Here is a 23,994-nt window from a genome sequence, read left to right as displayed (position 1 = left end):
ATGACGCCTTATATTCCAGGGGTTTGGTTAAAATGGATATTTATCATTTTTCTTATTTATGTTAGTGGTCAATTTATTTTACAAGCGAGTAAAGTTTCACAAAATCATACTAGTAAAAATATTTCTATTAATAACAGCATTTTTATATTTGCAGGAACCTTAATTGGCATTTTTGCTGCACTTGTTGGCGTGGGTGGTGGTGTTTTAGTTGTACCATTTTTACAAAAATGTGGTATAGATATGCGAAAAGCAATTGGAACATCGGCTGCTTTCACTTTACCCGTTGCTATCGGTGGTACAGTTGGCTACATCATTGCGGGTTGGCATACCCCACAATTACCCCAATATTGCTTGGGCTTTATTTATTTACCTGCGGCATTAACTATTATGCTGACGAGCATTCCTATGGCAAAAGTGGGGGTACAAATTGCACAAAAATTATCAATAAAAAAGCTGATCAAGTTTTTTGGTGTATTTTTATTATTACTTGCAATAAAACTGATTATTTCTTAAATATTATTGGCAGATATAAAAAAGGTCGCATAACAACGACCTAATAAAATTTGATATTAAATATTCGATAGTTATCTTGCTTCTTTAACTGCAAGTCCCAATTGCCAAACTGCCATGGCATAATGCATGCTATGGTTATAGCGGGTTATGGTATAAAAATTCGGTAAGCCATACCAAAATTGGTAACGATCGCCCATATCAAGGCGCAATAGACTCACCTGAGTATGACCATCTAGTGAGCCTTGTGGTTTCAAGCCAGCTTTTGCAAGCGTTTCAATTGAGTATTTAGTGCTAAAACCTGAGTTAAGTGATGGAGCCTGACCATCAGCCATTACCGCCACTTTCTTACCTCGTTGCCAACCATATGACTTAAAGTAGTTTGCAACACTACCGATAGCATCAACTGGATCCCACAAATCAACATGACCATCATGGTTAAAGTCAACGGCATGACGTCTAAACGCTGACGGCATAAATTGACCATATCCCATTGCGCCAGCAAATGATCCACTTAAATCAAACGGATCAACGCTTTCATCACGGCACATCACCAAAAAGTCTTCTAATTCGTTAGAAAAATATTGTGCACGCCTTGGATAGTAAAAGGCAAGCGTTGATAGCGCATCAATAATTTTCGTTTTACCCATTACTCTACCCCAACCTGTTTCGACACCGATAATGCCAACAATAATTTCAGGTGGAACACCATATTCGGTATAAGCACGCTTTAACTCTTTTTCGTATTGGTTCCAAAATTCAACACCACGAGGGAGGTTGCTTGCCGTAATAAATTTATTTTTATAACGAATCCAAGCACCATTTGGTCCTGTTGCAGGTCCTGATTTTGGTGCTTGTTTATCCATTAAATTAATTACCCAATCAAGTTTATTGGTCTGAGCAAGCACATTGCGAAGCTGTTGACGGTTAAAACCATGCTTGCTCACCATTCTATCGATAAATTTTTCTTTATCTATTTCTAATGACGGACTTGCGGTTTTAGATGGGTTGTGATCTTTTTCGAGATAAACACCGCCTTTGACATTTGCATGCCCACGGTGTTCTTTCATTGGCGATGTTGAAGATCTATTACTGCTACAAGCTACAAGCAATAAAATTAAATTAAGACAAACGATAATACGGCGCATAAAAAAATCCATATCTTAAGTAATTAAAAAATCGACAACATCATAAGGGATTTCTTATTATTTAACAATATTTGAGCATGATTTACCTTCCGCAACTTGCTTAATATTGCTCAAAGTGGTGTCAGAAATATTCAACAATGCTTCTTGCGTCAAAAAGGCTTGATGACCTGTAAAAATAACATTATGGCAAGAAGACAAACGACGGAATACATCATCTAAAATGACATCATTTGATTTGTCTTCAAAAAATAGATCACGTTCATTTTCATAAACATCCATGCCCAAAGCACCAATTTTGGTTTGTTTTAATGCTTCAATAGCAGCTGTTGCATCAAGTAATGCTCCACGGCTGGTATTGATAATCATCACGCCATTTTTCATCTTTTGGAATGAATCTTTATTTAATAAATGATAATTTTCTGGTGTCATTGGACAATGTAATGTGATCACATCTGATTTGGCATATAGCTCATCTAATTCAACATATTGCGCTCCTAATTCAACCACAATATCATTAGGATAAGGATCATAAGCAAGAATATGCATACCAAAACCTTTCAATATACGAATAACCGCTTGACCAATTTTGCCGGTACCAATAACGCCAGCAGTACGATTGTGCATATTAAAGCCAGTTAACCCATCTAACGAAAAGTTAGCATCACGAGTGCGTTGATAGGCTTTATGCGTTCTTCTATTTAGCGTCATCATTAAAGCCACTGCATGCTCTGCAACGGCTTCTGGCGAATAAGCAGGCACTCGCACTACAGTAATTCCCAATTTTTCAGCTTCTGCTAAATCAACATTATCAAAACCAGCACAACGAAGTGCTAAAATTTTAATGCCATAACTGGCTAATTTTTGTAGTACTTTTTTATCGACTTCGTCATTAACAAATGCACAAACAGCATCATACCCTTGAGCTGTAACAGCCGTTTTATGACTGAGTTTATGTTCATAATATTCAATATCAAAACCAAACTTTTTGTTTGCCATTTCTAAGTGTTCTTTATCGTAATGCTTGCTACTAAAGACAGCGACTTTAATTGAACTTTTCATATTACTAAACCCCTCTTAATGGTAATTAGTTATTTTTTACTGGTTGTTGGCGTTAATCTTTATACTCAAACAATTTTTATACTGAAACACAACACATAGTCTTTACAATTTTTAACAAAAACGACTTTTAGCTTTCAAAAAAATATTGCGTATCAATTTGTTATGTTGGCAATATCACTTTAGGTAACAGTGTTTACCTTCGCTTATCGAATTATTTTTATAGGTTATATGCTATGATAGCACTTTGCTAAAAACTAACAATAAAGATAGATAATGAATAATGCGCAAAATTCACTTTTGAAAACAATTTTTAACACCAAGATGCTAATCTGCATTTTTACGGGTTTTGCTTCTGGTCTTCCTTTTTATTTATTATTACAACTATTACCTGCTTGGTTAACAAGCGATGGTGTAAATATAAAAACAATTGGTGCTTTTTCGTTAACGCAAATTCCTTATATTTTGAAATTTATCTGGTCGCCATTTATGGATAATATTTCACCGTTTAATTTAGGGCGACGCCGCGGTTGGATGCTGGGTTGCCAAATTATACTTACTTTTTCAATCGCAATATTGGGATTTTTTTCGCCTAAGTTAAACATCTGGTTAATTGCGATTACCTGCTTTATTATTGCGCTATTTTCCGCCACTCAAGATGTTGCGCTTGATGCATTTAGACGAGAATTATTAATTGATAAAGAATTAGGGCTCGGTAATAGTATTCATACAAACGCTTATCGAATTGCAGGTTTAGTACCTGGTTCATTATCACTTATATTATCAAACTATTTACCGTGGAATAGTGTTTTTATCATTACAGCACTATTTATGCTACCGGCTATCATAATGACATTGCTGGTCAAAGAGCCTCTTAATCAAATGCCAAAAAATCACCATTTTAAAGATATCATCATTGAACCATTTAATGAATTTATTACTCGAAATGGGCTTAAAACAGCCATTTTAATATTAGCATTTATCTTTTTATATAAATTAGGCGATAGTATGGCTACTTCATTAGCCACACCTTTTTATTTACAAATGGGCTATAGTCGCCCCGATATTGGCTGGATAGCAAAAAATGCCTCTTTATGGCCAAGCGTATTGGGTGCACTAATTGGCGGTATTTTGATGATAAAAATAGGAATAAACCGCGCACTATGGTCCTTTGGTCTTGTACAAGTTATTTCAATTTTAGGATTTGCTTGGCTTTCGGTGGAAGGTCCTTTTAATGCTATAGGGACATACCAAAAAGCTTTATTAGCAATAGTAATTGGTTTCGAATCACTTGGCGTTGGCCTTGGTTCCGCCGCATTTGTGGCGTTTATCGCAAAAACAACCAATCCGCTTTATACTGCAACACAATTTGCTTTATTTACTAGCATAGCATCAATTCCAAGAACATTAATTAATGCGACAACAGGCATTATGGTTGAATATTTGGGGTGGACAACATTTTTTAGTTTATGTACGATTCTCGCCATCCCAGGTATGTTATTATTATTAAAAGTTGCCCCATGGAATACCAAATCATAAGGAGAAAATATGGATAAGCTAACCCAAGCATTTGATTTTAGACATGCATGTAAAAAATTTGATCAAACAAAAAAAATCAATAATGATGATATTGAATATATATTAGAAGCTGGCCGACAATCTCCCTCATCATTTGGTATGGAGCCTTGGCATTTTGTGGTCATTGACAGTGATAAAATAAAGGCACAATTGCGATCGGTTTGCTACAATCAAGAGCAAGTGACAAGCTGTTCACATTTTGTGATCATACTTTATCGCAAAGCCAATAACTTCACTTCGCAAAGTGATTACTTACGCCGAGCTATTGCTCGTACTTTACCTAATCCCAATGATCAAACAGCAATCGACATTGCTTGCCAAGCATTTATTAATTTTTGCGAGCAAGGACTTGCTGATGGTTTAACCATTAATCACTGGTCAGAAATGCAAGATTATATCGCTAGCGCCAATATGATGACAGCAGCTGCATTTCGAGGCATTGACTCATGTGCAATAGGTGGATTTGATCACGATAAAGTAATACAAATTTTAGAAAAATATATACCGCAATTAAGTAGTGAATCATTTGGTGTTGGGCTATGTTTAGCATTCGGCTATCGAGCCGGAGAGCCTACAGCACGTGTTCGCTGGCCATTGCTAGATATAACAACATATTTATCGGATGACAATTCAACGAGCTAACCAATTGAATACCTTCAATCGCCAAACGGCGAATGAAGGTATAAATGAAAAAACAGCAGAGCTTTATTTAATTAATTGTTTATTTAATTAATTGATAGAGCGCTTCAGCTTCAGATGAAGCCGAATCCATGATAAAGGCAACACCAGATAAAATATTACCAACTTGAGGATCGCTAATATTTTGTTGTACCGAATTTAAAATCTCTTGTGCCCAACCAATTTTTCTAAGCACTGCTTCTACATTTTCTTTTGAAGGATTGTTCATCTTATCTCCCCCTTGTTTTGTTAGGATGTCGAGTAAACTAATAATTAAAATGTTATTGCTAAATGATAGGAAAAAATTTAAGAATAAGAAAAGCGCACATTTTAAACACTAAAAGTAAAAAACCAAAACAAACAAAGTTTAAAAAGGAATAAATATCTTTAAAATAATTGAAAAGAAAAAGATAACCAATTAATTCGCAAAAAATTAACTCAACGCAAATAATACAAATACAGCCTGTTATGATTGCCTATTGATACAATAATCAATTTTTTTTACACTATAAGGATTAATAATGTTAGACTTATCTGCTATAAATTGCACTAGTTTTGCTAAAAATGACCAAAGTCAAAATAAGTAAGGATTTAAAATGAAAACCAAACATGCCCGTTTGTTAATACTTGGTTCTGGCCCTGCAGGTTATACCGCAGCAGTTTACGCTGCACGTGCAAACCTTTCCCCCGTATTAATTACAGGAATGCAACAAGGTGGACAACTTACTACAACCACAGATCTTGAAAACTGGCCTGCTGGCGCGCCTGACTTAACGGGATCAGAATTAATGGTCAAAATGAAAGAACATGCTGAAAGGTTTAACACCGAAATTATTTTAGATCACATCGATCGTGTCGATTTTAGCGAAAAACCTTATAAGCTTTATGGTAGTGAAACGCAATACAGCTGTGATGCATTGATCATCGCTACAGGGGCTTCAGCACAATATTTGGGCTTACCATCAGAAGAGGCTTTCAAAAGCAAAGGGGTATCAGCTTGTGCAACTTGCGATGGTTTTTTCTATCGTAACCAAAAAGTTGCCGTTGTTGGCGGTGGTAATACTGCCGTTGAAGAAGCCCTTTATTTAGCCAATATTGCTAGCGAAGTACATTTAATCCATCGTCGAGATACCTTCAGAGCTGAAAAAATATTAATGGATCGCTTAGACCAAAAAATAAAAGAAGGTAAAGTGATCTTACATACACACCGCATCGTTGACGAGATTTTAGGTGACAACATGGGCGTTACAGGCGTTCGAATCCGTAGCACACAAGATACAAATTTAACTGAAGAAATTTCTGTTTTAGGCGTATTTATTGCTATTGGACATAAACCCAATACGACCATTTTCGAAGGACAGCTTGAATTAAATGAAGGTTATATTAAAGTGCAATCAGGCACACAAGGAAATGCAACACAAACCAGTATCGAGGGAATATTTGCAGCGGGTGATGTAATGGATCATATTTATCGTCAAGCGATTACTTCAGCTGGTACGGGCTGTATGGCGGCTTTAGATGCCGAACACTATTTGGACAACTTAAAATAAACAGTAAAGAGCTTCATGTCATTAGATAAAAAACGCCAAGCCTATTTACTTGGCTGGTTAAAACAGCATGCAAAAATGCATAAAACCAATTTGTGGGCTTCAATTTTAATTGGCTTTGTTTTAACAATATTAGTGATTATCCAAGCTGCGTTGCTTGCAATCATTTTACAAAAAATTATTATTGAGCAACACTATTTTACGGATATCTTACCTTTTTGGGGCGGTCTAATTGGGGTATTATTCGGTCGGGCATTTTTTATTTATCTGCGTGAAAAAATCAACTTTACCATAGGTCAAAAAGTTCGCAAGCAAATTCGACACCAATTAATTAACCAACTTGAATTGCATGGTCCTGCTTACTTAAATCAAAACACGATCGGCGCATGGAGTACGTTAATTATTGAACAAGTCGATAAATTGCATGACTTTTTTGCACGCTATTTGCCACAAATGCGATTGGCAAGCATGACTCCGATTTTAATTTGTATAGCGATATTCCCTTTTAACTGGGCTGCCGCTACAATTTTACTTTGCACAGCGCCACTGATTCCTATTTTTATGATTTTAGTCGGAATGGGGGCTGCCGATATCAATCGTCGCCATTTTAAAGCCCTCGCTTATTTAAGTGGTCACTTTTTAGATCGTCTAAAAGGTCTCAATACCATTCGACTATTTAACCAAGGCGAAAAACAAACTAACGAAATAGCTCGTGCTTCTGAGGATTTTCGTATAAAAACGATGCAAGTACTCAAAATTGCATTCTTATCTTCTGCTGTATTAGAGTTTTTCACATCAATTTCAATCGCCATTGTGGCGATTTATTTTGGTTTTTCCTATTTGGGAGAATTTGATTTTGGCGCATACAACGGAACTGTTACCTTATTTGCTGGTTTTTTTGCATTAATTTTAGCGCCTGAATATTTTCAACCGTTACGTGATTTAGGCACCTACTATCATGCTAAAGCAGAAGCAATCGCAGCGGCTGATAATATCGAAACTTTTTTAAGTAAAAACATTGTGCAAAAACAACCTAACATTAAAGCAACTAACATCAAATTGGATGAACCATTACAAACCATTGAAGCAAATAACTTAATTGTACTATCCAGTGAACAACAATTTATCGTTGGTCCACTATCGTTTAATTTGCAAGCACCGTTTAAATTGGCTTTGATTGGTACCAGTGGCGCAGGAAAAACGTCGTTAATGCAAGTGTTGCTTGGTTTTTTACCTTATCAAGGTTCGCTAAAAATTAATGGCATTGAATTTAACCAATTAGATATAAATGATTGGCAGCAAAAGGTGAGTTGGATAGGGCAAAATCCTTATCTGCTAAATAGCACTATTCGCGATAATATTTTACTTGGTAAGCCAAACGCCACAATGCAAGAACTTGAAGAGGTAATCACCAAAACACAATTAGCCGATGTAATTGCCAAATTACCAGAAGGAATTGAAACCCAAGTTGGCGAAGATGCCGTGCGTTTATCTGTTGGACAAGCACAACGAATTGCTTTAGCTAGAGCTATGCTAAAACCTTGCCAATTAATTATTCTTGATGAGCCAACGGCTAGTTTAGACAAGCAAACCATGCAAAATCTAGATCAACAACCTATTGCCCCCAACAGCATTACCATTACTCACCAAACAGATGATATGCAGAATTATGAACAAATCTGGCAACTAGCCCACAGCAAGCTACATCAAGGTAAGCTGCCTTGTGATAGCGAGGAGGATTTATGTTAGCCATATTGCGCCCTTATATAGCTCTTTATAAACACTATTTTTGGCAAATTTTAGCTGGTTTATTGTTATCAATTCTTACCCTATTTGCTAGTGTCTTTCTATTATCTTTATCAGGATGGTTTTTAGCTTCTACCGCTTTTGTTGGCGTTGCTGGTTTGTATTCGTTTAATTATATGTTGCCAGCAGCCGGCGTACGTGCGGCAGCGATTGCTCGCACCGCTTCACGTTATATGGAGCGTTTGGTTGATCACAACACTACATTTAAAATCTTAGCTTATCTAAGAACGCTTGCTTTTCGTAAAATTTTGCCATTAAGTGCTAATCAACTTGCCCACTACCAACGAGCAGATTTACTTAATCGCTTCATTGTTGATATTGATGCGCTTGATCATTTATACCTAAAACTCTTTGCCCCTATTGTAACTGCTTTAGTGACCATTGGCATTTTATTTATTGGACTTGCAACTATCAATTTACCCATTGCACTAATCATTACTATCATACTTACAACTACGTTACTTGTCGTGCCCGTTATTTTTTACCAAGCAGGAGAGCAGCTAGGAAAAACGCTAGCTAAACAACAAAGTGAGTACCGAACATTATTAATCAATTACCTGCAAGGGCAAGCTGAACTGACTCTATTTAATGCGCAACTGCGCTATCGTACTCAGCTTGATGAACTGGAATCAGATTGGTTGTATAATCAGCAGCGCCAATCAACATTAATGGCGCTATCAAGTGCATTAGTCTTACTAATTGCAGGCTTTTTAACGTTACTTGTACTATGGTTAATTACCCAATACACCTTATCACCTTTAGTGGCTTTATTTGTATTTGTTAGCCTTGCTAGTGCCGAGATCCTTATGCCAATTCCTGGTGCATTTATCTTTTTAGGACAAGTGCTTTCTTCTGCCACACGCACCACCGCTATTTTCAATCAAACACCAGATATTAAATTTGTGCCAAAAGGCAGAACGATAGATCTAAACGTGGCAAAATTACAATTTAAGCAAATTAATTTCACTTATCCCAATCAGCCTTTTGCGGTATTAACTGATTTTTCATTGACAGTTGAACATGGTGAGCATATTGGCATAATTGGTAAAACAGGTTGTGGTAAATCGACATTGCTAAGCCTAATAAATCGCATATGGCAACCTCAATCAGGCAATATTTATATCAACAATGTTGAACTCAATCAACTTGATGAAAAAACATTACGGAAAACGATTGCTATGGTGCCACAAGTGATCACGATATTTAGTGACACCTTAAAGCAAAATTTACTCATAGGTAATCAACAAGCGACCGAGCAACAATTAATAGATGTATTACACCAAGTTGAGCTCGACAAACTATTAGCTACGGATCAAGGCTTAGACTTACTTATTGGACAAGGTGGACGAACACTATCCGGTGGCGAAATTCGCCGTATCGGCATTGCAAGAGCCTTACTGCATAATTCCCCATTAATTTTAATGGACGAACCAACAGAGAGCCTTGATCGACAAACCGAGCAACAAATTATTCAATTAATAAAGAAAACCTGTAAAGATAAAACATTGCTCATGGTCACCCATCGCCTGACCAACAATCCGCTATTTGATCGAATTATTTCGCTTTAACAAATATAAGATCTTAAGAAACGACATCAAAGCGGGGATTTTATGTGAAATCCCCAAACCTCAAGCATAAATTAAATAAAAAATCGCTAATTTTCACAAAATAAAAACTTAAATAAAATCAATGACTTTTCTGACTGATTTTTAGGGTAAAAAACAGCTTATAGGGAAGTTGCAGTTTCGGGCGTTTTAGCTTTTGTAAATAAAATAAGCAATTAATAATAACACCAAAGTGAGAATTTTATGTGAAATACCCTAACCTCACGCATAAATTAAATAAAAAACCACCAATTTTTACAAAATAAAAACTTAAATAAAATCAATAGCTTTTCTGACTGATTTTTAGGATGAAAAACAACTTATAGGAAAGCTGTGGTTTCGGGCATTTTAGCTTTTGTAAATAAAATAAGCGATTAGTAATAATATCAAAGCGGGGATTTTGTGCAAAATCCCCTCCCCTCATGCATAAATTAAATAAAAAATCGCTACTTTTCACAAAATAAAAACCTCAATAAAATCAATAGCTTTTCTGGCTGATTTTTAGGGTGAAAAACAGCTGATAGGGAAGTTGCGGTTTCGGGCATTTTAACTTTTGTAAATAAAATAAACGATTAATAATAATATCAAAGCGGGGATTTTATGCGAAATCCTCTACTCACACGCATAAATTAAGTAAAAAATCGCTAATTTTTACAAAATAAAAACTTCAATAAAATAAATAGCTTTTATGACTGATTTTTAGGGTGAAAAACAACTTATAGGAAAGCTGTGATTTCCGGCGTTTTAATTTTTGTAAATAAAATAAGCGATTAATAATAACACCAAAGCGGGGTATTTTAATTCCTGCACATAGCACAGAATGCGCTCTACTTATAATTACTCGTATCATCCATGATACTCACCTCTTCTAGGTCATCTTAGTATAGCTAAGATGTTCAAATTTTTTGCAGAAAAATTTGCTCCACTTTTGCCACAGAGACTTTAACGAAATGGTGCCGATTTTACAAACCACTTAGCCTTCAGGAAAAACAGTAATTTTGGATGATATTAAGGCTTCCTATCTTCCTCATGTTTTTATTTACTTTTTAGTGATTGATTTGGCGTGTTATTTTTATTGATAATGTTAAACCGCAGTATAAGCGGTTTGACATTTTTGATAAACATTATTTTTTAGCATAAAGTATAAACGGTATTTTTTTATATTGTTTAGTTCTTTTATCCCATTCTTCTAGCTTGAGTAAACAAAGATGGTAGTTTTCGTCTTGTGCCGGTTTAGCGCCAACGGAGAATAAATAATCTTTGCCTGCTTTAGGAGTAAATTCAAATGCGCGGTTAATCCCATTGCAAACAAAAAACTTGGTATAACCTTGACGAAACCATTCTGGTTCAACTTTAGTTGACATTCCAACTGTAAAACCAAAAATAAATGGTTTATTTGGAATGACATTAATTTGACTTAATGGTTTGACGTAATCACCAAAAACCGCTACGCCATGAATATCTGTAACTGGCGTTACGGCCTCCGTATCACCAAATCGAAAAAGAACCATACCACCATTGTCATAAGGGGTTGCTTCATCATATATCCGCATCTTTACGTTAACATCACTTGCCCCTATTTGAATAACGGTAACTCTTGCTTTAGGTTGATTACCCGTTGGTTCAACTTCAGAATAAAAACGGCTTTTTGATAAAAATTTAGCATGAAATTCTGCTTGCCATTGCGCTAAATGATATTCGGCAGAACTTTTATAAGTGGAGCATGATACGATAAATAGCGCAAATGCCACTACGCATAACATTCTAAAAAATTTAAACATTTATACTCCTTAATTTAAGTTAGATTTATAAAATAATACATATACAAAACTAATTAAAGGACTCTAACTTTTACAATAAATAATAATCAATATGTTAAATATTTGATGCAATTTTTTGATTATGATATAGATATTGATTTTATAGCTGATGCCATAAAATAGCTTTCTGTGATAAACTAATAATCAGTTATAATATAATCACTACATATCATTTTATACATTGCAATAATGCGTTACGAAACTTGCTTATTGTTTTACCAGATTGGAACATAACGAAATTTAAAAAATAACGCCATGATTAATGAAGACAATTTTTCCGATCATACACCCATGATGCGGCAATATTTAAAACTTAAAGCCGAAAACCCCGATATTTTGCTTTTTTATCGCATGGGTGATTTTTACGAGATGTTTTATGACGATGCTAAACGTGGCTCGCAGCTTTTAGATATTTCGCTCACTAAACGCGGCTCTTCAAATGGTGAGCCTATTCCTATGGCGGGTGTGCCCTATCATGCTGTTGAAAGCTATCTAGCCAAGTTGATTTCACTCGGTGAATCCGTCGCTATTTGCGAACAAGTTGGCGATCCGGCTACCAGTAAAGGCCCTGTTGAACGTAAAGTTGTTCGTATTGTTACCCCAGGTACTGTCAGTGATGAATCGTTACTAGAAGATCGCAAAGACAACTTACTGGCTTCAATTTGGCAACAAAACCGCCATTATGGTTATGCGACACTCGATATCAGTTCAGGCCGATTTTTTGTTTTCGAATGTGATAATTTCGAAGCAATTCAAGCCGAATTGCAACGAACCAGTCCCGTTGAATTACTCTATCCCGAAGATTTTCAATGCATGCCATTAATTGAACATCGTCATGGTTTGCGCCGTCGCCCGCAATGGGATTTTGACCTTGAAACGGCAAAACAGCAACTCAATTTACAATTTGGTACCAATGATCTTGTCGGATTTGGTGTTGAAGACTGCCATTACGCACTTTGTGCAGCGGGGTGCTTATTGCAATATGTTAAAGATACCCAACGCACGGCGCTGCCTCATATACGTTCAATTATCAAACAATCAGCCTATGATTTTGTGGTATTAGATGCAGCCACTCGGCGTAATCTAGAAATTACTGAAAATCTAGCTGGTGGCACTGAAAATACCGTTGCTGAAATACTCGATAAAACCCAAACGCCAATGGGTAGTCGAATGCTTAAGCGTTGGTTACATGCACCAATTCGCAATTTGACAATATTACAAAATCGCCAACTTGCGATCAGTGAATTACAAAATTATATTGATGATACCACCCCATTATTAAAACAAATTGGCGATTTAGAACGTATTTTAGCAAGGCTCGCGTTGCGAACTGCTCGCCCTCGTGATTTTGCTCGTCTGCGTGATGCTTATAATTTATTACCACAGTTACAAAATCTATTGAGTTGCCTTACTTCGCCCGCATTAATCACATTGCGTGCCAAAATAAACCAATTTGATCGCATAGCAGATATTTTAAATCATGCTATTGTTGATGCCCCGCCCGTGATTATTCGTGATGGCGGTGTGATTGCTGGTGGATATAATGCAGAGCTAGACGAGCTACGAAGCCTTGCTGATGGTGCAACCAATTATCTAGAACAGCTTGAAATACGAGAGCGTGAAACGCTTGGCATTGATACGCTTAAAGTGGGCTTCAATGCGGTGCATGGCTACTATATCCAAATCAGCCGAGGTCAAAGCCATTTAGCGCCAATTCATTATACTCGTCGTCAAACACTGAAAAATGTTGAACGATACATAATCCCCGAGCTTAAAGAGTATGAAGATAAAGTCCTTACAGCTAAAGGGCGAGCATTAGCACTCGAAAAACAACTTTACGAACAGCTATTTGATCTATTAATGCCCGAACTCGCCGATATGCAAATTAGCGCTGATGCCATTGCCGAGCTTGATGTTTTAACCAACCTTGCAGAGCGCGCATTAACACTTAACTATCAAACACCAACACTATCAACCAACGCAGGTATAGAAATTAAAGATGGGCGGCATGTGGTTATTGAACAAGTATTACAGACGCCTTTTATTGCCAATTCACTATCATTATCACCAAGCAGACGCATGTTAATTATTACTGGACCGAATATGGGGGGGAAAAGTACTTATATGCGTCAAGCGGCTTTGATTGTGTTGCTTGCCTATATTGGTAGTTTTGTACCTGCATCAAAAGCAACAATTGGCCCAGTAGATCGCATTTTTACCCGAATTGGCGCTTCAGATGATTTAGCTTCAGGGCGTTCTACGTTTATGGTTGAAATGACTGAAACGGCCAACATTATGCATAATGCCACAGAACAAAGCCTTGTTTTAATGGATGAAATCGGTCGAGGCACCTCAACTTATGATGGGCTTTCTTTAGCTTGGGCCTGTGCGGAAAATTTAGCTAATGAAATCAAATCAATGACACTGTTTGCCACCCATTACTTTGAATTAACCCAACTACCTGAACATCTACAAGGTGTTTATAACATCCACTTTGATGCTATTGAACACGATAATACTGTTGCTTTTATTCACGAAGTATCTGAAGGTGCGGCTAGTAAAAGTTTTGGTATTGCTGTTGCTGGGCTTGCTGGCGTACCCAAAGCAGTATTAAAACGAGCTAAACAAAAATTGAAAGAGCTAGAAATTATTTCCAAACAATCTGCTGGTAGCCATATTGATAAATCGCAACTTTCGTTGATGATCAGTGAGCCAGCAACGTCAGAAGTCGAAGAAGCATTAAAACAGATCGATCCTGATGCTTTAACACCTAAACAAGCTTTAGAAATGCTATATCAATTAAAAAAATTATTGTAATGTGCAAGCGCAATAATTGTTTTATCACATTACAATTTAACAACTATCAATAATCACTGCCAAATTGACTTTTGGCAGTTAGATTTTTAGGTGTGATTACGCCCAATGCTTTTTCTTTGATGTTTTACCAATACCAGGGTTAAAGCTATTTGTTGGATCGAGCTGTTGATAGAATTTTTTCAAATCATCATTCGCATGATACAAATGCCCAACATTATGCTCTGCTGGATACTGAGCCCCTCGCTGGTCGAGTAATGCTAAAATATCGTGCTTAATTTTATCGCAATCCACACCTTTTTTGGCAATATAATCTTGATGAAAAACATAACAGAAAAAATGCCCATAATACATTTTGTGAATAAAATGTTGATCGATATCTTTTGGTAGCGTTTCAAACCAATCGGTATCATTGCGTTTTAATGCAATATCAAGTGCCACAATGTCTTCTACTGTTTTACTATGCACATTGCGGTAAGCCGTTGCAGCTCCTGCGGCAGCAAAGCGGTGTAACATCGCTGCTTGAGCTTCCTTTTCATTACATAAAAAATAATTACCATTTTTATTTCGAAAATAGCCTTTTAAAAAAGCTTCAGCCTCAGCGATTCCATCATCTGCCATTTTTAAGATAAGATGATGCTGGTAACAATCACGATAATTGCGCAACGACTTGGGCAAGTGCTTTGGTAATAATTTACAAACAAAAATAGAAAACCGATCCGAAAAATTCTTAGGAAAGAACGGAATTTTAGCGGTAATGCGATCTACAACATTCTTAAAAACAAACAGGCGTGGCATCATATCTGTGCCTAATTTCTGAATAGCAAGAAAGGTTGGTTTACCATAAATAGCTGCAATATCAAAAGCCACACGATGCATGTATTCGCCTGACACAGGTAAGGTTTTAAATTGACGCAAAATATGGCGACGAATATCATTTAATTCAGTAATATTATTTGTGCCAATATAAAATACAGCTGATTTATTTTCTAAAGGAAAGGTATCTAAGCGCACAGCAAAAACCATTAAACGTCCTGCACTACCCGACGCTTCATAATGGCGGGCTGGATCGGCATTAAATCGAGCAGGCGTATTAGCATCAACTTGACGGACATGCTCACAATAATGATCATCATGGCCTAAACCTGCATCTGCATTTATATCTTTATCGGTATAAGTATGATTTTGCAAATTCTGCAAAATCGTTTCTGGCTCATCCCCCAGCTCAATACCTAAATGATTAACTAAGTGCAATTGCCCTTGCTGATCTAATTGAGCAAAAACAGCCATTTGAGTATACGCAGGTCCTCGCTGAATAAGCGCACCGCCAGAATTATTACAAACGCCTCCCATTACTGATGCACCAATGCAAGATGAGCCAATCACTGAATGTGGACCTCGATGATATTTTTTTAATTCTTTTTCTAGCCGATAGAGCGTGCTACCTGGCAAGCAAACAACTTGTTCACCATTTTTAATAACATTAATCCCGTCCAATCTGCGAGTGCTAACAATAACGATAGGGCGATCATAATCATTGCCATCTGGCGTAGATCCTCCTGTTAAACCTGTATTCGCTGATTGTGCAATCACAATCACATCAGCCTCAACACAAGCTTTTAAAACTTGCCATTGCTCAACAAGTGTGCCTGGCAAAACTACCGCCAAGGCATCTCCCTTACCAAAGCGAATACCTTGACGGTAAGGAAGTGTTCGGCTAGGAGTAGTTAAAGTATATTTATGTCCAACAATACTTTGTAGCTTCTCAATGAGTTTAGCTGTTTGATTACTTTTCATATCGGTATGTCCCATGTATATTGAAAATTGTATTGCGTTAACACTGGTTATTTAATAATCAACCATCTTAACTAAAAGCTACACAATTAGCTATCGGTATTTCATCAATCTTTACCGCGCGTTAATAGTTGTTTTTCATGAAAAATAGATTAACCGTGAAGTATAGTCGTTAAGTTTAAGCGTAAATAATGGATAAGTTATCGGTTATCATTGAGCATCAAGTGCAAGAATTTACGCTTTCTTATACATTCACTTTTTTATGATGGAATGGGCATATGCAATTTTTATCATTAACAATAAAAAATCGATTTGATATGATTTATCTTATTTTAAGGTGTATTATTGCTTTCTCGCTTAATCATTAACTTTAATCTTAGAAATAACAACGTAACATCCGTAAAAATAAGACAAGAAAATATCCCTCTGGGTAGTTGAGAGGTGTAAGATTAAATGCATACCAAATATGACTAACAATAATTCTTATTTTGCTTAAAACTTTCCTCAAGTTTTTGCCGTTGCTGATGAGTAAATTCGTCATAAAAAAGAAAATAAAAAGAATATTTTTGTATTTGTATTAAATAGCCTTTCTTTAATTTTCTTATCTTATAAAATTCCGAATATTTAATTTTAAACCCAGATAGTTTTTCTTTATATGTGCATTCTAATTTATCATTATAAAATGTGATAATTGCACGGCGATAAACGCTATTCACCGATTTAACAATGCGATTCACCGATAATCGCAAACACAATTGATACCCAACCACGGCAAAAATAGAGCCCAATAGCATAGATAGAGAAATTTGATAAAAATAAAATCTATCAGTATAATAAAAAGTATTACAAACATTCCGATCGTTATATTACGGTACAAATACTTGAGCCCCGTTAGGATTCTTTTTGTTGTCACTTCGTAATTTTCAATAACAGCTAATGGTACGTCACACTCTTTTTCGTAATATGGCCTTAATTTATTGTCTAATATTGTTAAATGTTCGGGTTTAAATAGGTCAAATTTAATAAAATAAAATATTGTGCAATTAACAAAAAATAGATACCCATCTGCTTTTTTATGGATTTGATAAAAGTCTTGATAATAGTAAGTATTGGTTTCACTTTTATCCTGATTATGTAATAGCATTTTTTCATCATCAAATGTGATTAGAAAATTTCGCATATTGTCGGCTATTGAGCGGTCTAAACTCTCGGCAAACTCTTTATCTAGCACGCCAGACTGAGCATAGTACGAATCTAACAAATATTGCGAGTTGATTTTATATTCTACAGTTATTTTTTTATTCATTGTTTAGCTCTTTTGTAAATATCCCAAACTGAGTACACAACTCATGTAGAAAATTAAGCGACCTATTTTAGTGCTTTATATTCAATCGGTGTCATGTTATTTTATTTAATGCCTTTGCGGTCTTTCGGTGTTATAAATCGTTAACCATTCTTCGCTTGTTTTCCTTAAAAGTTGAATTATGCCCTATTTACGGCACAGCTCTTTAACAGGAATACCATCCTCAGCTTCTTTTAAAATAGCTACAATTTGATTCAGCCCTTTTTCATCATTAAATCCCATTTTACTTTTATCATAGAGAATTTTCTACTGCACTATTTTAATGGGTAGTTACACTGCATTTTTTCTTTTTGAAATGCAATTGGTGATTGTTGGTACCACTTTCTGTTTTTTTGTTTATCATAGCAATGACCTTATAAAACGGGTACTAATTAGTGTAACCTATCCACTATACAACCAGCTTAAATAGTGACCTCGCCCAAAGGCATGGATTAATCTGACTTCTTTTTCAACTAATATAATTGTCTTTTCACTCTCCAGTAATCCATCTGCTAATGCTCGTTTCATGGCAAATCATTAATACCTTTGTGCTACTGAGTATACACTAACTCCTCTTTTGTTGGTTGTCTGTAAGCCACAAAATAATCTTTACCTACAATAAATAATGTATTGTTCATATAAATGGCTTGATTGCCATTTAATAAAAATTTAGCTATAGGTAGTTCATCAATATTTTCAAATGTGGCATATTCCAATTCGTTACTGATATCAATGTGATATTTTTTAAAATTTTCTACTTGCTGTTGATATAATGCCTCATTATCAAAAAATTGTTTTGAATTAGTCTTACCAAAGTTTACCGGATAAGATTGTTGATAATTAATACAAAGTTTTTTTTCATTAGCATTTAAAGTTAATGTCGCACTATCAAGCTCTTCTAATTGACCCCCCTCAAAACGTAAATAATTATTAGCTTGCTTACTTGTTAACAAAAGACTTCTAGGCGAATGTTTATTTGGATCTTTAGTAGCCCATTTGCTATAGCAATTAGACGTAACCGGTATTTCTTGAAACTTTCCTTCTTTTGTAATTTGAAAATGTTGTATTTCTATTGTTTCATCTTCAAAGCGTTGTTGGCGTTCAATGGAATAGTTTTTGTCTATATTGTAACCACCAAAACCGGCTGGATACATATTTGTTGCCTCATCTCTTGTTGCGCCATAATAATTTTTTAATATTATCTTATCTAAAAAATCATATTGTTCTGATAAAAGGTAAAGATAAATTATTTGCTCTTCATTTTCTTGTGTGCCAGTTATTAAAATTGGATTTATCACATTATTAATTTGAGGTAGCTTTATTCCATTTAAATCAATTAAATAATTATTTAACTGTTCATATAAACTATCGTTATCGAATAAGTTTAAATAGTATGCAAAACTTCTTGATATATTTTGAGGGTAATTATAATAATTCTCATCCTGAATAAATTTCGCTGATCTTTTAGAATTAATTGGTAAATCTAATGAGGGAAATCTATTACTTAATTTTTGAAATGAATACTTGTTTTGGGGTTTTAAAAAAGATGCAACAAAAGATTCATTGATAAATAATAACTGATCATTTCCAAAAATCAATCTATGCTTTGGCAATAATAATTTAGCTAAATCAGCATCTAAAACATCATCGAATTGTAAATAATTTACATCACCATTCGGTAAAATAAATTCGTTGATAATTGGATTTTCAATTAGATTTTTTGTGAGCAATTGGGATAAATCAGATGTTCGATGTACGCTGACATTATACTGGTTATTATTAATATAAATGATATTATTAACTAACTTAACTCGTAAATTATTCAAATAATTAGGGTTATAACTATCTTTTTTCATTAGATAATTATTTTCAATATATTTATCTAAAACCCAATAAGCTTGATTAATATCTTTTGCATAAGTATATGAAAAATTCAAAAAAACATATAATAAACAAACAAGTTTTGCTAACGATATATATTTTTTTATTATATAAAAATAAAATCCAAACATGTTATTAGCTTCCTAAATTTTTAACTAACTCTTGTAAATATTTACCATTGATATCTTTTGCTGTTTTGACAAAAAACTGATTTTCCAAAAACTTACTCTCAAAAACCCGAACATCATAATGAGCCCAAACACTCGCTATACTTTGATTGTCACGTCCTCTTGTTGGATGATATCTTGTATAGCTATTCTCTAAAGCAATACTATTAGGTATGGTAACTACCCCCTAAAATAGTACAGAAAAAAAGTAGAAAATTCTCTATGATAAAAGAAAAGGGGATTTAATGATGAAAAAAATGACTGAACATCAAATCGTAGCTATTTTAAAAGAAGCTGAAGCGGGTATTCCCGTTAAAGAGCTGTGCCGTACATATGGCATGGGTAATTCAACTTTCTATAAATGGCGGGAAAAATACGGCGGAATGGAAACTTCGGATATCAAACGCTTGAAGGAGCTGGAGGCTGAAAACCGCAAGCTTAAGCAGATGTTTGCCGAACTGAGCTTAAAATCCCAGCTCTAGGAAGAAATTATAAAAAAGCTTTAGTACCCACAAAGGCACGTAAAACGTGGGCGCACAACTACAACAAAATCATTCGGTTACTATTGTTATGAGTTGTGCTATTGTTGGCTTAAGCCGTTGTGCTTACTATTATCAATCTAAGTTACAGGATGATTCGGTGATTGTTTCGGTGTTGAATGCTATCACAGACCGGCATTTACGTTGGGGCTTTCCTAAGTGTTTTAATCGAATCAGAAAACAGGGATATCGTTGGAATCATAAACGTGTTTATCGGGTGTATTGTGAGTTAAAACTGAATCTTAAAACAAAACGAAAACAACGAATTCCACCTCGGGAGCCAGAAAAGTTATTGGCTCCCAATAAACAAGGTGAATGTTGGTCAATGGATTTTATGAGTGACAGTAGTCGTAATCAACGTCGCTTTAGGACATTCAATGTCATCGATGACTTTATCGTGAGGCGTTAGGTATTGATATTGCAGTAAGCTTACCCGCAGGTAGAGTGACTCGTTATTTGGATAAACTGGCCGAATATCATGGGTATCCATTAAAAATACGGGTCGATAATGGGCCAGAATTTACAGGAAAAACCTTTATAAATTGGGCTAAATCACATGATATAACCATTGATTATATCCAGCCTGGTAGCCCTTATCAAAATGGCTATATTGAACGATTTAACCGTACCTATCGCACTGAGGTACTTGATTTATATCTATTTAATAATCTAGAACAAGCAAGAAAGGTAACCGAAGAATGGCTAACCATTTATAACACCGAAAGACCGCATGAGGCGTTAAATAACATGACACCGATTGAGTATAAAACACTAAAACAAGCAGCATGATTTTCTACGTGAGTTGTGTACTAAGCTTGGGGTATTCACACAGCTTTTTTATAATAGATATGATTTTGTGATGGGAAATTTTTTCATAATTGAATTCTATTCATTTTATTATAGAGAATTTTCTATTTTTATATGCACTATTTTAAGGCGTAGTTACATAAGTATACATAAAAAAACAAGCTAACCTTTATCAAAAGTAGTAGAATCAATTTAGTTAAATGTAGTGATATTTTTACACTAATTAATATTATGTCGCCCATTTACTAATATGTGCATGGGCGTAATAACAAATAAAATAGCTATTTTACAACACGAAATGGATTAGTTTTTGGTTTCGGTTGTTGAGGTGGAGTTTCGCATTGGTCTTGATGATATTGCGGTTCATCTTCAAATCCCATACCAATGCCGTTTTCACGCGCATAAATTGCTTCAATAGCCGCCATCGGTACAACAATGTGTTGAGGGACACCCGAAAAACGAGCATTAAATTCTACTTGTTCGTTCGTTGCACAATATTGACCTACAGAATGAGGAGCAATATTTAATACAATTTGATTATTTTGAATGAATTCTTGAGGAACTATCACACCATATTTCGAAGTATTAACCACAATATAAGGTGTTAATTCATTATCTAGAATCCAGTCATAAAAAGCCCTAAATAAATAAGGCCGGCGAGGAGTCATTTGCTCAAGTTCCATAAAAAGCCACCTTGTCTACGATTATTATAAGTCAGATAAAATTATTATTATGATCTTATCTTTTTTTCGTCTTCTGTTAATGAATTAATGAAAGCTGGTCGTTCAAAAATTCGTGCCATATATGCCAAATAATTTTTTTCAGCAACTTTAGGTAGCTCAATACCAAGCATCGGTAAACGCCATAATAATGGAGCAAAATAGCAATCACTTAACGTAAAATCATCACTCATAAAATAAGGCTTTTCTTTAAATATGACCGAAATAGAAACAAGATCATCAAGTAAATTTTTACGTGCAAGCTGTGCTTCATTACTACTAGGATCATTAACAATAGTTTCATAAGCACTATACCACTCTTTTTTGATGCGATACATTGTTAATCGAGAGTTAGCACGAACAATAGGATAAACAGGCATTAATGGTGGGTGGGGAAAACGTTCATCAAGATATTCTAATGCTATATGTGGTTCATATAACGTTAGATCGCGATCAATTAATGTTGGGATTGAACCATATGGATTAAGATCCAATAATTCTTGAGGTAAATTATCTGCCGTTACAAACTCAATTTCCGCAGTTACCCCTTTTTCTGCCAGCACAAAACGAATCTGATGCCCGTAAATATCTGTTGTATCACAAAATAATGTCATCACAGAACGTTTATTAACAGCAACAACCATATTCACTCCAAATATGAAAAATTAAAATAAGCTTCATTGATTACTATTCTAACAAATTGAATAACAAATTTGTTAAAAAAATGAATTTTATTGTTATCTTTATTTTAAGAAACTGTTTTATGGCAATAAGATATCAGGTGGTATATACGTTTTAATAGAAAATGCTTTTTACTATATAAGCTAATTCCAATGAAAATAGTGTTTTTAGTTATGTGGATGTATTTACGAAAAAAAAACCAGCCTTGGCCGGGTTTTGAGAACTTTTGTAAAGTTGTAGTCGGGTAGCAGTAGCACATTACTGTGCCACCGCCCCCTAAGAACTGTACGAGCGAATTTCTCCGCATACAGCTCAAGCCTTCCAATTGACTTAATAAGCCAGTTTCACTACTTCTAACTTCAGCGCATGAACCTTATTATGGCAGATAGGATGCAGTAATACTCTATTTTTCAAGGCATCACTGCCCCCTTGCACTCTGTAGATTATATGGTGGTCATGCCATCCCGTTTCTTTTGTGATAGGGAGTAAACATAATCCACAACGACCTTTTTGAGTTTTATACAACATTTGCCATTTACTTCTGTGAGCGAATTCCTCATACATCCGTTTTTGGTATAATGTTTCTCCGTATACTTCCCATTCAAGTAAAAACGGGTTATAGTCCGATTTTACTTTGATGTGTCGTTTGATTGCTGTCTTGCTACATTGCAATAATTCAACCCATTTCTCTACACCATGACGGTCTTTTATCGTAGTACCAAAGTTCCACACTCGATTAGCGGTTGTTTTAAAGTATTTCTCTTTAATCCAACGTTTGCCTTTCTTGCTGTGTCGTCTTTTGCTCCAATTCCATAAAGCCCGCCATATTAATGCATCCATATGCCCATAAGCTTCACTGGCGACTTGACTTCGGTGGTAGTTTGCCCACCCCCTTATCATTGGGTTAAGTATTTTTATTAAGTCTTCTTGTTTTATCATGCTTAACTTCTTTATCCTCTCTCTTACCTTGTTATAAAATGCTTTCACATTCTTTTTACTCGGTTTGATAATGATACTCTTGTTAAACTTTCTTACCGTCCAACCTAAAAAGTCAAAACCCTGCTCGATATGCACGATGTTGGTTTTTCTCTCCGATAGAGTTAATCCCCTTTCTTTGAGAAACGCCTTAACCACTGGGATAACCTTTTCTTCCAGTAACTCTTTCGAAATCCCTGATATGACAAAGTCATCCGCATACCTTACCATGTACGTTTTATGTTGCCTGATTTTCTTACTTGCTTTTTCACCGAAGTGTTCAGCGAGCACTTTCTCTAAGCCATCTAACGCCATATTCGCTAGTGTCGGGGAAATTATGCCGCCTTGCGGTGTTCCTTCCTCCGTTGCTTTTACCTGCCCCATATCCACAACGCCCGATTTTAACCATTTCTTTAATATCCTTTTATTCATTGGGATATTATTTATTAACCATTCATGGCTAATATGGTCAAAACAGCCCTGTATATCTGCATCTAATACCCACTGCGCAGGTTGGTTTGTTTCCCT

The 23,994-nt window shown here is 35.4% G+C and carries 19 protein-coding genes and 1 pseudogene; 8 read left to right on the top strand and 12 right to left on the bottom strand.

Annotated features, from left to right (window positions below; translation table 11 throughout):
* On the top strand, positions 1–513 hold a 513-nt coding region (locus A9G42_RS05155; protein ID WP_065652817.1), incomplete at its 5' end, for a sulfite exporter TauE/SafE family protein.
* A gap of 71 nt (positions 514–584) precedes the next feature.
* Here the strand turns inward: A9G42_RS05155 and mltB are convergent.
* Positions 585–1,658, bottom strand: a complete 1,074-nt coding sequence (mltB, locus tag A9G42_RS05150; RefSeq protein WP_065566777.1) for a lytic murein transglycosylase B — start codon at positions 1,656–1,658, stop codon at positions 585–587.
* A 57-nt stretch (positions 1,659–1,715) separates the two neighbouring features.
* Entirely contained in the window at positions 1,716–2,705 is a 990-nt protein-coding gene (locus A9G42_RS05145) for a 2-hydroxyacid dehydrogenase (RefSeq protein ID WP_065566787.1), read from the bottom strand.
* A 285-nt stretch (positions 2,706–2,990) separates the two neighbouring features.
* On the opposite strand from A9G42_RS05145, the gene A9G42_RS05140 reads away from it, so the two are divergent.
* Together A9G42_RS05140 and A9G42_RS05135 are read left to right on the top strand one after the other, a co-directional pair.
* Positions 2,991–4,253, top strand: a complete 1,263-nt coding sequence (locus A9G42_RS05140) for an AmpG family muropeptide MFS transporter (protein WP_065566776.1) — start codon at positions 2,991–2,993, stop codon at positions 4,251–4,253.
* 9 nt (positions 4,254–4,262) lie between these two features.
* Complete coding sequence (locus tag A9G42_RS05135) at positions 4,263–4,934, top strand: NAD(P)H-dependent oxidoreductase (RefSeq protein WP_065566775.1); 672 nt, start codon at positions 4,263–4,265, stop codon at positions 4,932–4,934.
* Between the two features lie 79 nt (positions 4,935–5,013).
* Here A9G42_RS05135 and A9G42_RS05130 read toward each other — a convergent pair whose 3' ends face one another.
* Positions 5,014–5,199 (bottom strand): hypothetical protein, encoded by a 186-nt coding sequence (locus tag A9G42_RS05130; protein ID WP_065566774.1) that lies wholly within the window; start codon positions 5,197–5,199, stop codon positions 5,014–5,016.
* 367 nt (positions 5,200–5,566) lie between these two features.
* Here A9G42_RS05130 and trxB point away from each other — a divergent pair, with 367 nt between their 5' ends.
* The 3 genes from trxB to cydC are packed head-to-tail and all read left to right on the top strand — an operon-like array spanning position 5,567 to position 9,891.
* Entirely contained in the window at positions 5,567–6,520 is a 954-nt protein-coding gene (trxB, locus tag A9G42_RS05125) for a thioredoxin-disulfide reductase (protein ID WP_065583446.1), read from the top strand.
* 15 nt (positions 6,521–6,535) lie between these two features.
* Positions 6,536–8,266, top strand: coding sequence for a heme ABC transporter permease/ATP-binding protein CydD (cydD, locus tag A9G42_RS05120; protein WP_065652816.1), 1,731 nt, complete (start codon positions 6,536–6,538; stop codon positions 8,264–8,266).
* The gene (gene cydC / locus A9G42_RS05115; RefSeq protein ID WP_065652815.1) at positions 8,260–9,891 is read left to right on the top strand and encodes a heme ABC transporter ATP-binding protein/permease CydC; all 1,632 of its coding nucleotides are present in this window, start codon (positions 8,260–8,262) and stop codon (positions 9,889–9,891) included. Before cydD ends, cydC begins: the two co-directional genes overlap by 7 nt.
* Positions 9,892–11,051: 1,160 nt before the next feature.
* Here cydC and A9G42_RS05110 read toward each other — a convergent pair.
* On the bottom strand, positions 11,052–11,708 hold the full coding sequence (locus A9G42_RS05110; RefSeq protein WP_065652814.1) for a hypothetical protein: 657 nt from the start codon (positions 11,706–11,708) through the stop codon (positions 11,052–11,054).
* Between the two features lie 294 nt (positions 11,709–12,002).
* Here A9G42_RS05110 and mutS point away from each other — a divergent pair, with 294 nt between their 5' ends.
* Positions 12,003–14,564, top strand: coding sequence for a DNA mismatch repair protein MutS (gene mutS, locus A9G42_RS05105; protein ID WP_065652813.1), 2,562 nt, complete (start codon positions 12,003–12,005; stop codon positions 14,562–14,564).
* A 96-nt stretch (positions 14,565–14,660) separates the two neighbouring features.
* Here the strand turns inward: mutS and dld are convergent, their stop codons facing one another.
* The 5 genes from dld to A9G42_RS05085 form a co-directional block, all read right to left on the bottom strand.
* Positions 14,661–16,358, bottom strand: coding sequence for a D-lactate dehydrogenase (gene dld, locus A9G42_RS05100; protein WP_065652812.1), 1,698 nt, complete (start codon positions 16,356–16,358; stop codon positions 14,661–14,663).
* Between the two features lie 467 nt (positions 16,359–16,825).
* On the bottom strand, positions 16,826–17,149 hold the full coding sequence (locus tag A9G42_RS14700; protein WP_442903191.1) for a YcxB family protein: 324 nt from the start codon (positions 17,147–17,149) through the stop codon (positions 16,826–16,828).
* The gene (locus A9G42_RS05090) at positions 17,089–17,661 is read right to left on the bottom strand and encodes a hypothetical protein (RefSeq protein WP_065652810.1); all 573 of its coding nucleotides are present in this window, start codon (positions 17,659–17,661) and stop codon (positions 17,089–17,091) included. The genes A9G42_RS14700 and A9G42_RS05090 overlap by 61 nt, the downstream gene beginning before the upstream one ends.
* 438 nt (positions 17,662–18,099) lie before the next feature.
* Positions 18,100–18,225 (bottom strand): hypothetical protein, encoded by a 126-nt coding sequence (locus A9G42_RS14290; protein WP_255305765.1) that lies wholly within the window; start codon positions 18,223–18,225, stop codon positions 18,100–18,102.
* Positions 18,226–18,248: 23 nt separating this feature from the next.
* Positions 18,249–19,709 (bottom strand): hypothetical protein, encoded by a 1,461-nt coding sequence (locus tag A9G42_RS05085; protein WP_065652809.1) that lies wholly within the window; start codon positions 19,707–19,709, stop codon positions 18,249–18,251.
* Between the two features lie 284 nt (positions 19,710–19,993).
* On the opposite strand from A9G42_RS05085, the pseudogene A9G42_RS05075 reads away from it, so the two are divergent.
* Positions 19,994–21,073 (top strand): annotated as a pseudogene (locus A9G42_RS05075) (IS3 family transposase).
* A 299-nt stretch (positions 21,074–21,372) separates the two neighbouring features.
* Here the strand turns inward: A9G42_RS05075 and A9G42_RS05070 are convergent.
* From A9G42_RS05070 to A9G42_RS05060, 3 genes are all read right to left on the bottom strand, one after another.
* Positions 21,373–21,774: a ClpXP protease specificity-enhancing factor gene (locus A9G42_RS05070; RefSeq protein WP_065566229.1), complete on the bottom strand. Its 402-nt coding sequence runs from the start codon at positions 21,772–21,774 to the stop codon at positions 21,373–21,375.
* A gap of 47 nt (positions 21,775–21,821) precedes the next feature.
* Positions 21,822–22,454 carry a stringent starvation protein SspA gene (gene sspA, locus A9G42_RS05065; RefSeq protein WP_065566228.1) on the bottom strand — a complete coding sequence of 211 codons (633 nt, stop codon included), beginning with the start codon at positions 22,452–22,454 and terminating at the stop codon, positions 21,822–21,824.
* A 367-nt stretch (positions 22,455–22,821) separates the two neighbouring features.
* On the bottom strand, positions 22,822–23,994 hold a 1,173-nt coding region (locus A9G42_RS05060), incomplete at its 5' end, for a reverse transcriptase domain-containing protein (RefSeq protein ID WP_179854607.1).

This window comes from Gilliamella sp. Nev6-6, from assembly GCF_001690605.1.
GTDB classification, from domain to species: domain Bacteria; phylum Pseudomonadota; class Gammaproteobacteria; order Enterobacterales; family Orbaceae; genus Gilliamella; species Gilliamella apicola_C.
The sequence above is the reverse complement of the archived record's forward strand: the minus strand, read 5'-3'. Positions and strand labels throughout refer to the sequence as shown.

Bases quoted from the DNA above. Each gene is read 5' to 3' on its own strand.
- mltB (WP_065566777.1), bottom strand. From the start codon at position 1,658: ATGCGCCGTATTATCGTTTGTCTTAATTTAATTTTATTGCTTGTAGCT.
- A9G42_RS05140 (WP_065566776.1), top strand. From the start codon at position 2,991: ATGAATAATGCGCAAAATTCACTTTTGAAAACAATTTTTAACACCAAG.
- A9G42_RS05135 (WP_065566775.1), top strand. From the start codon at position 4,263: ATGGATAAGCTAACCCAAGCATTTGATTTTAGACATGCATGTAAAAAA.
- A9G42_RS05130 (WP_065566774.1), bottom strand. From the start codon at position 5,199: ATGAACAATCCTTCAAAAGAAAATGTAGAAGCAGTGCTTAGAAAAATT.
- trxB (WP_065583446.1), top strand. From the start codon at position 5,567: ATGAAAACCAAACATGCCCGTTTGTTAATACTTGGTTCTGGCCCTGCA.
- cydD (WP_065652816.1), top strand. From the start codon at position 6,536: ATGTCATTAGATAAAAAACGCCAAGCCTATTTACTTGGCTGGTTAAAA.
- cydC (WP_065652815.1), top strand. From the start codon at position 8,260: ATGTTAGCCATATTGCGCCCTTATATAGCTCTTTATAAACACTATTTT.
- A9G42_RS05110 (WP_065652814.1), bottom strand. From the start codon at position 11,708: ATGTTTAAATTTTTTAGAATGTTATGCGTAGTGGCATTTGCGCTATTT.
- mutS (WP_065652813.1), top strand. From the start codon at position 12,003: ATGATTAATGAAGACAATTTTTCCGATCATACACCCATGATGCGGCAA.
- dld (WP_065652812.1), bottom strand. From the start codon at position 16,358: ATGAAAAGTAATCAAACAGCTAAACTCATTGAGAAGCTACAAAGTATT.
- A9G42_RS14700 (WP_442903191.1), bottom strand. From the start codon at position 17,149: ATGCTATTGGGCTCTATTTTTGCCGTGGTTGGGTATCAATTGTGTTTG.
- A9G42_RS05090 (WP_065652810.1), bottom strand. From the start codon at position 17,661: ATGAATAAAAAAATAACTGTAGAATATAAAATCAACTCGCAATATTTG.
- A9G42_RS14290 (WP_255305765.1), bottom strand. From the start codon at position 18,225: ATGAAACGAGCATTAGCAGATGGATTACTGGAGAGTGAAAAGACAATT.
- A9G42_RS05085 (WP_065652809.1), bottom strand. From the start codon at position 19,709: ATGTTTGGATTTTATTTTTATATAATAAAAAAATATATATCGTTAGCA.
- A9G42_RS05070 (WP_065566229.1), bottom strand. From the start codon at position 21,774: ATGGAACTTGAGCAAATGACTCCTCGCCGGCCTTATTTATTTAGGGCT.
- sspA (WP_065566228.1), bottom strand. From the start codon at position 22,454: ATGGTTGTTGCTGTTAATAAACGTTCTGTGATGACATTATTTTGTGAT.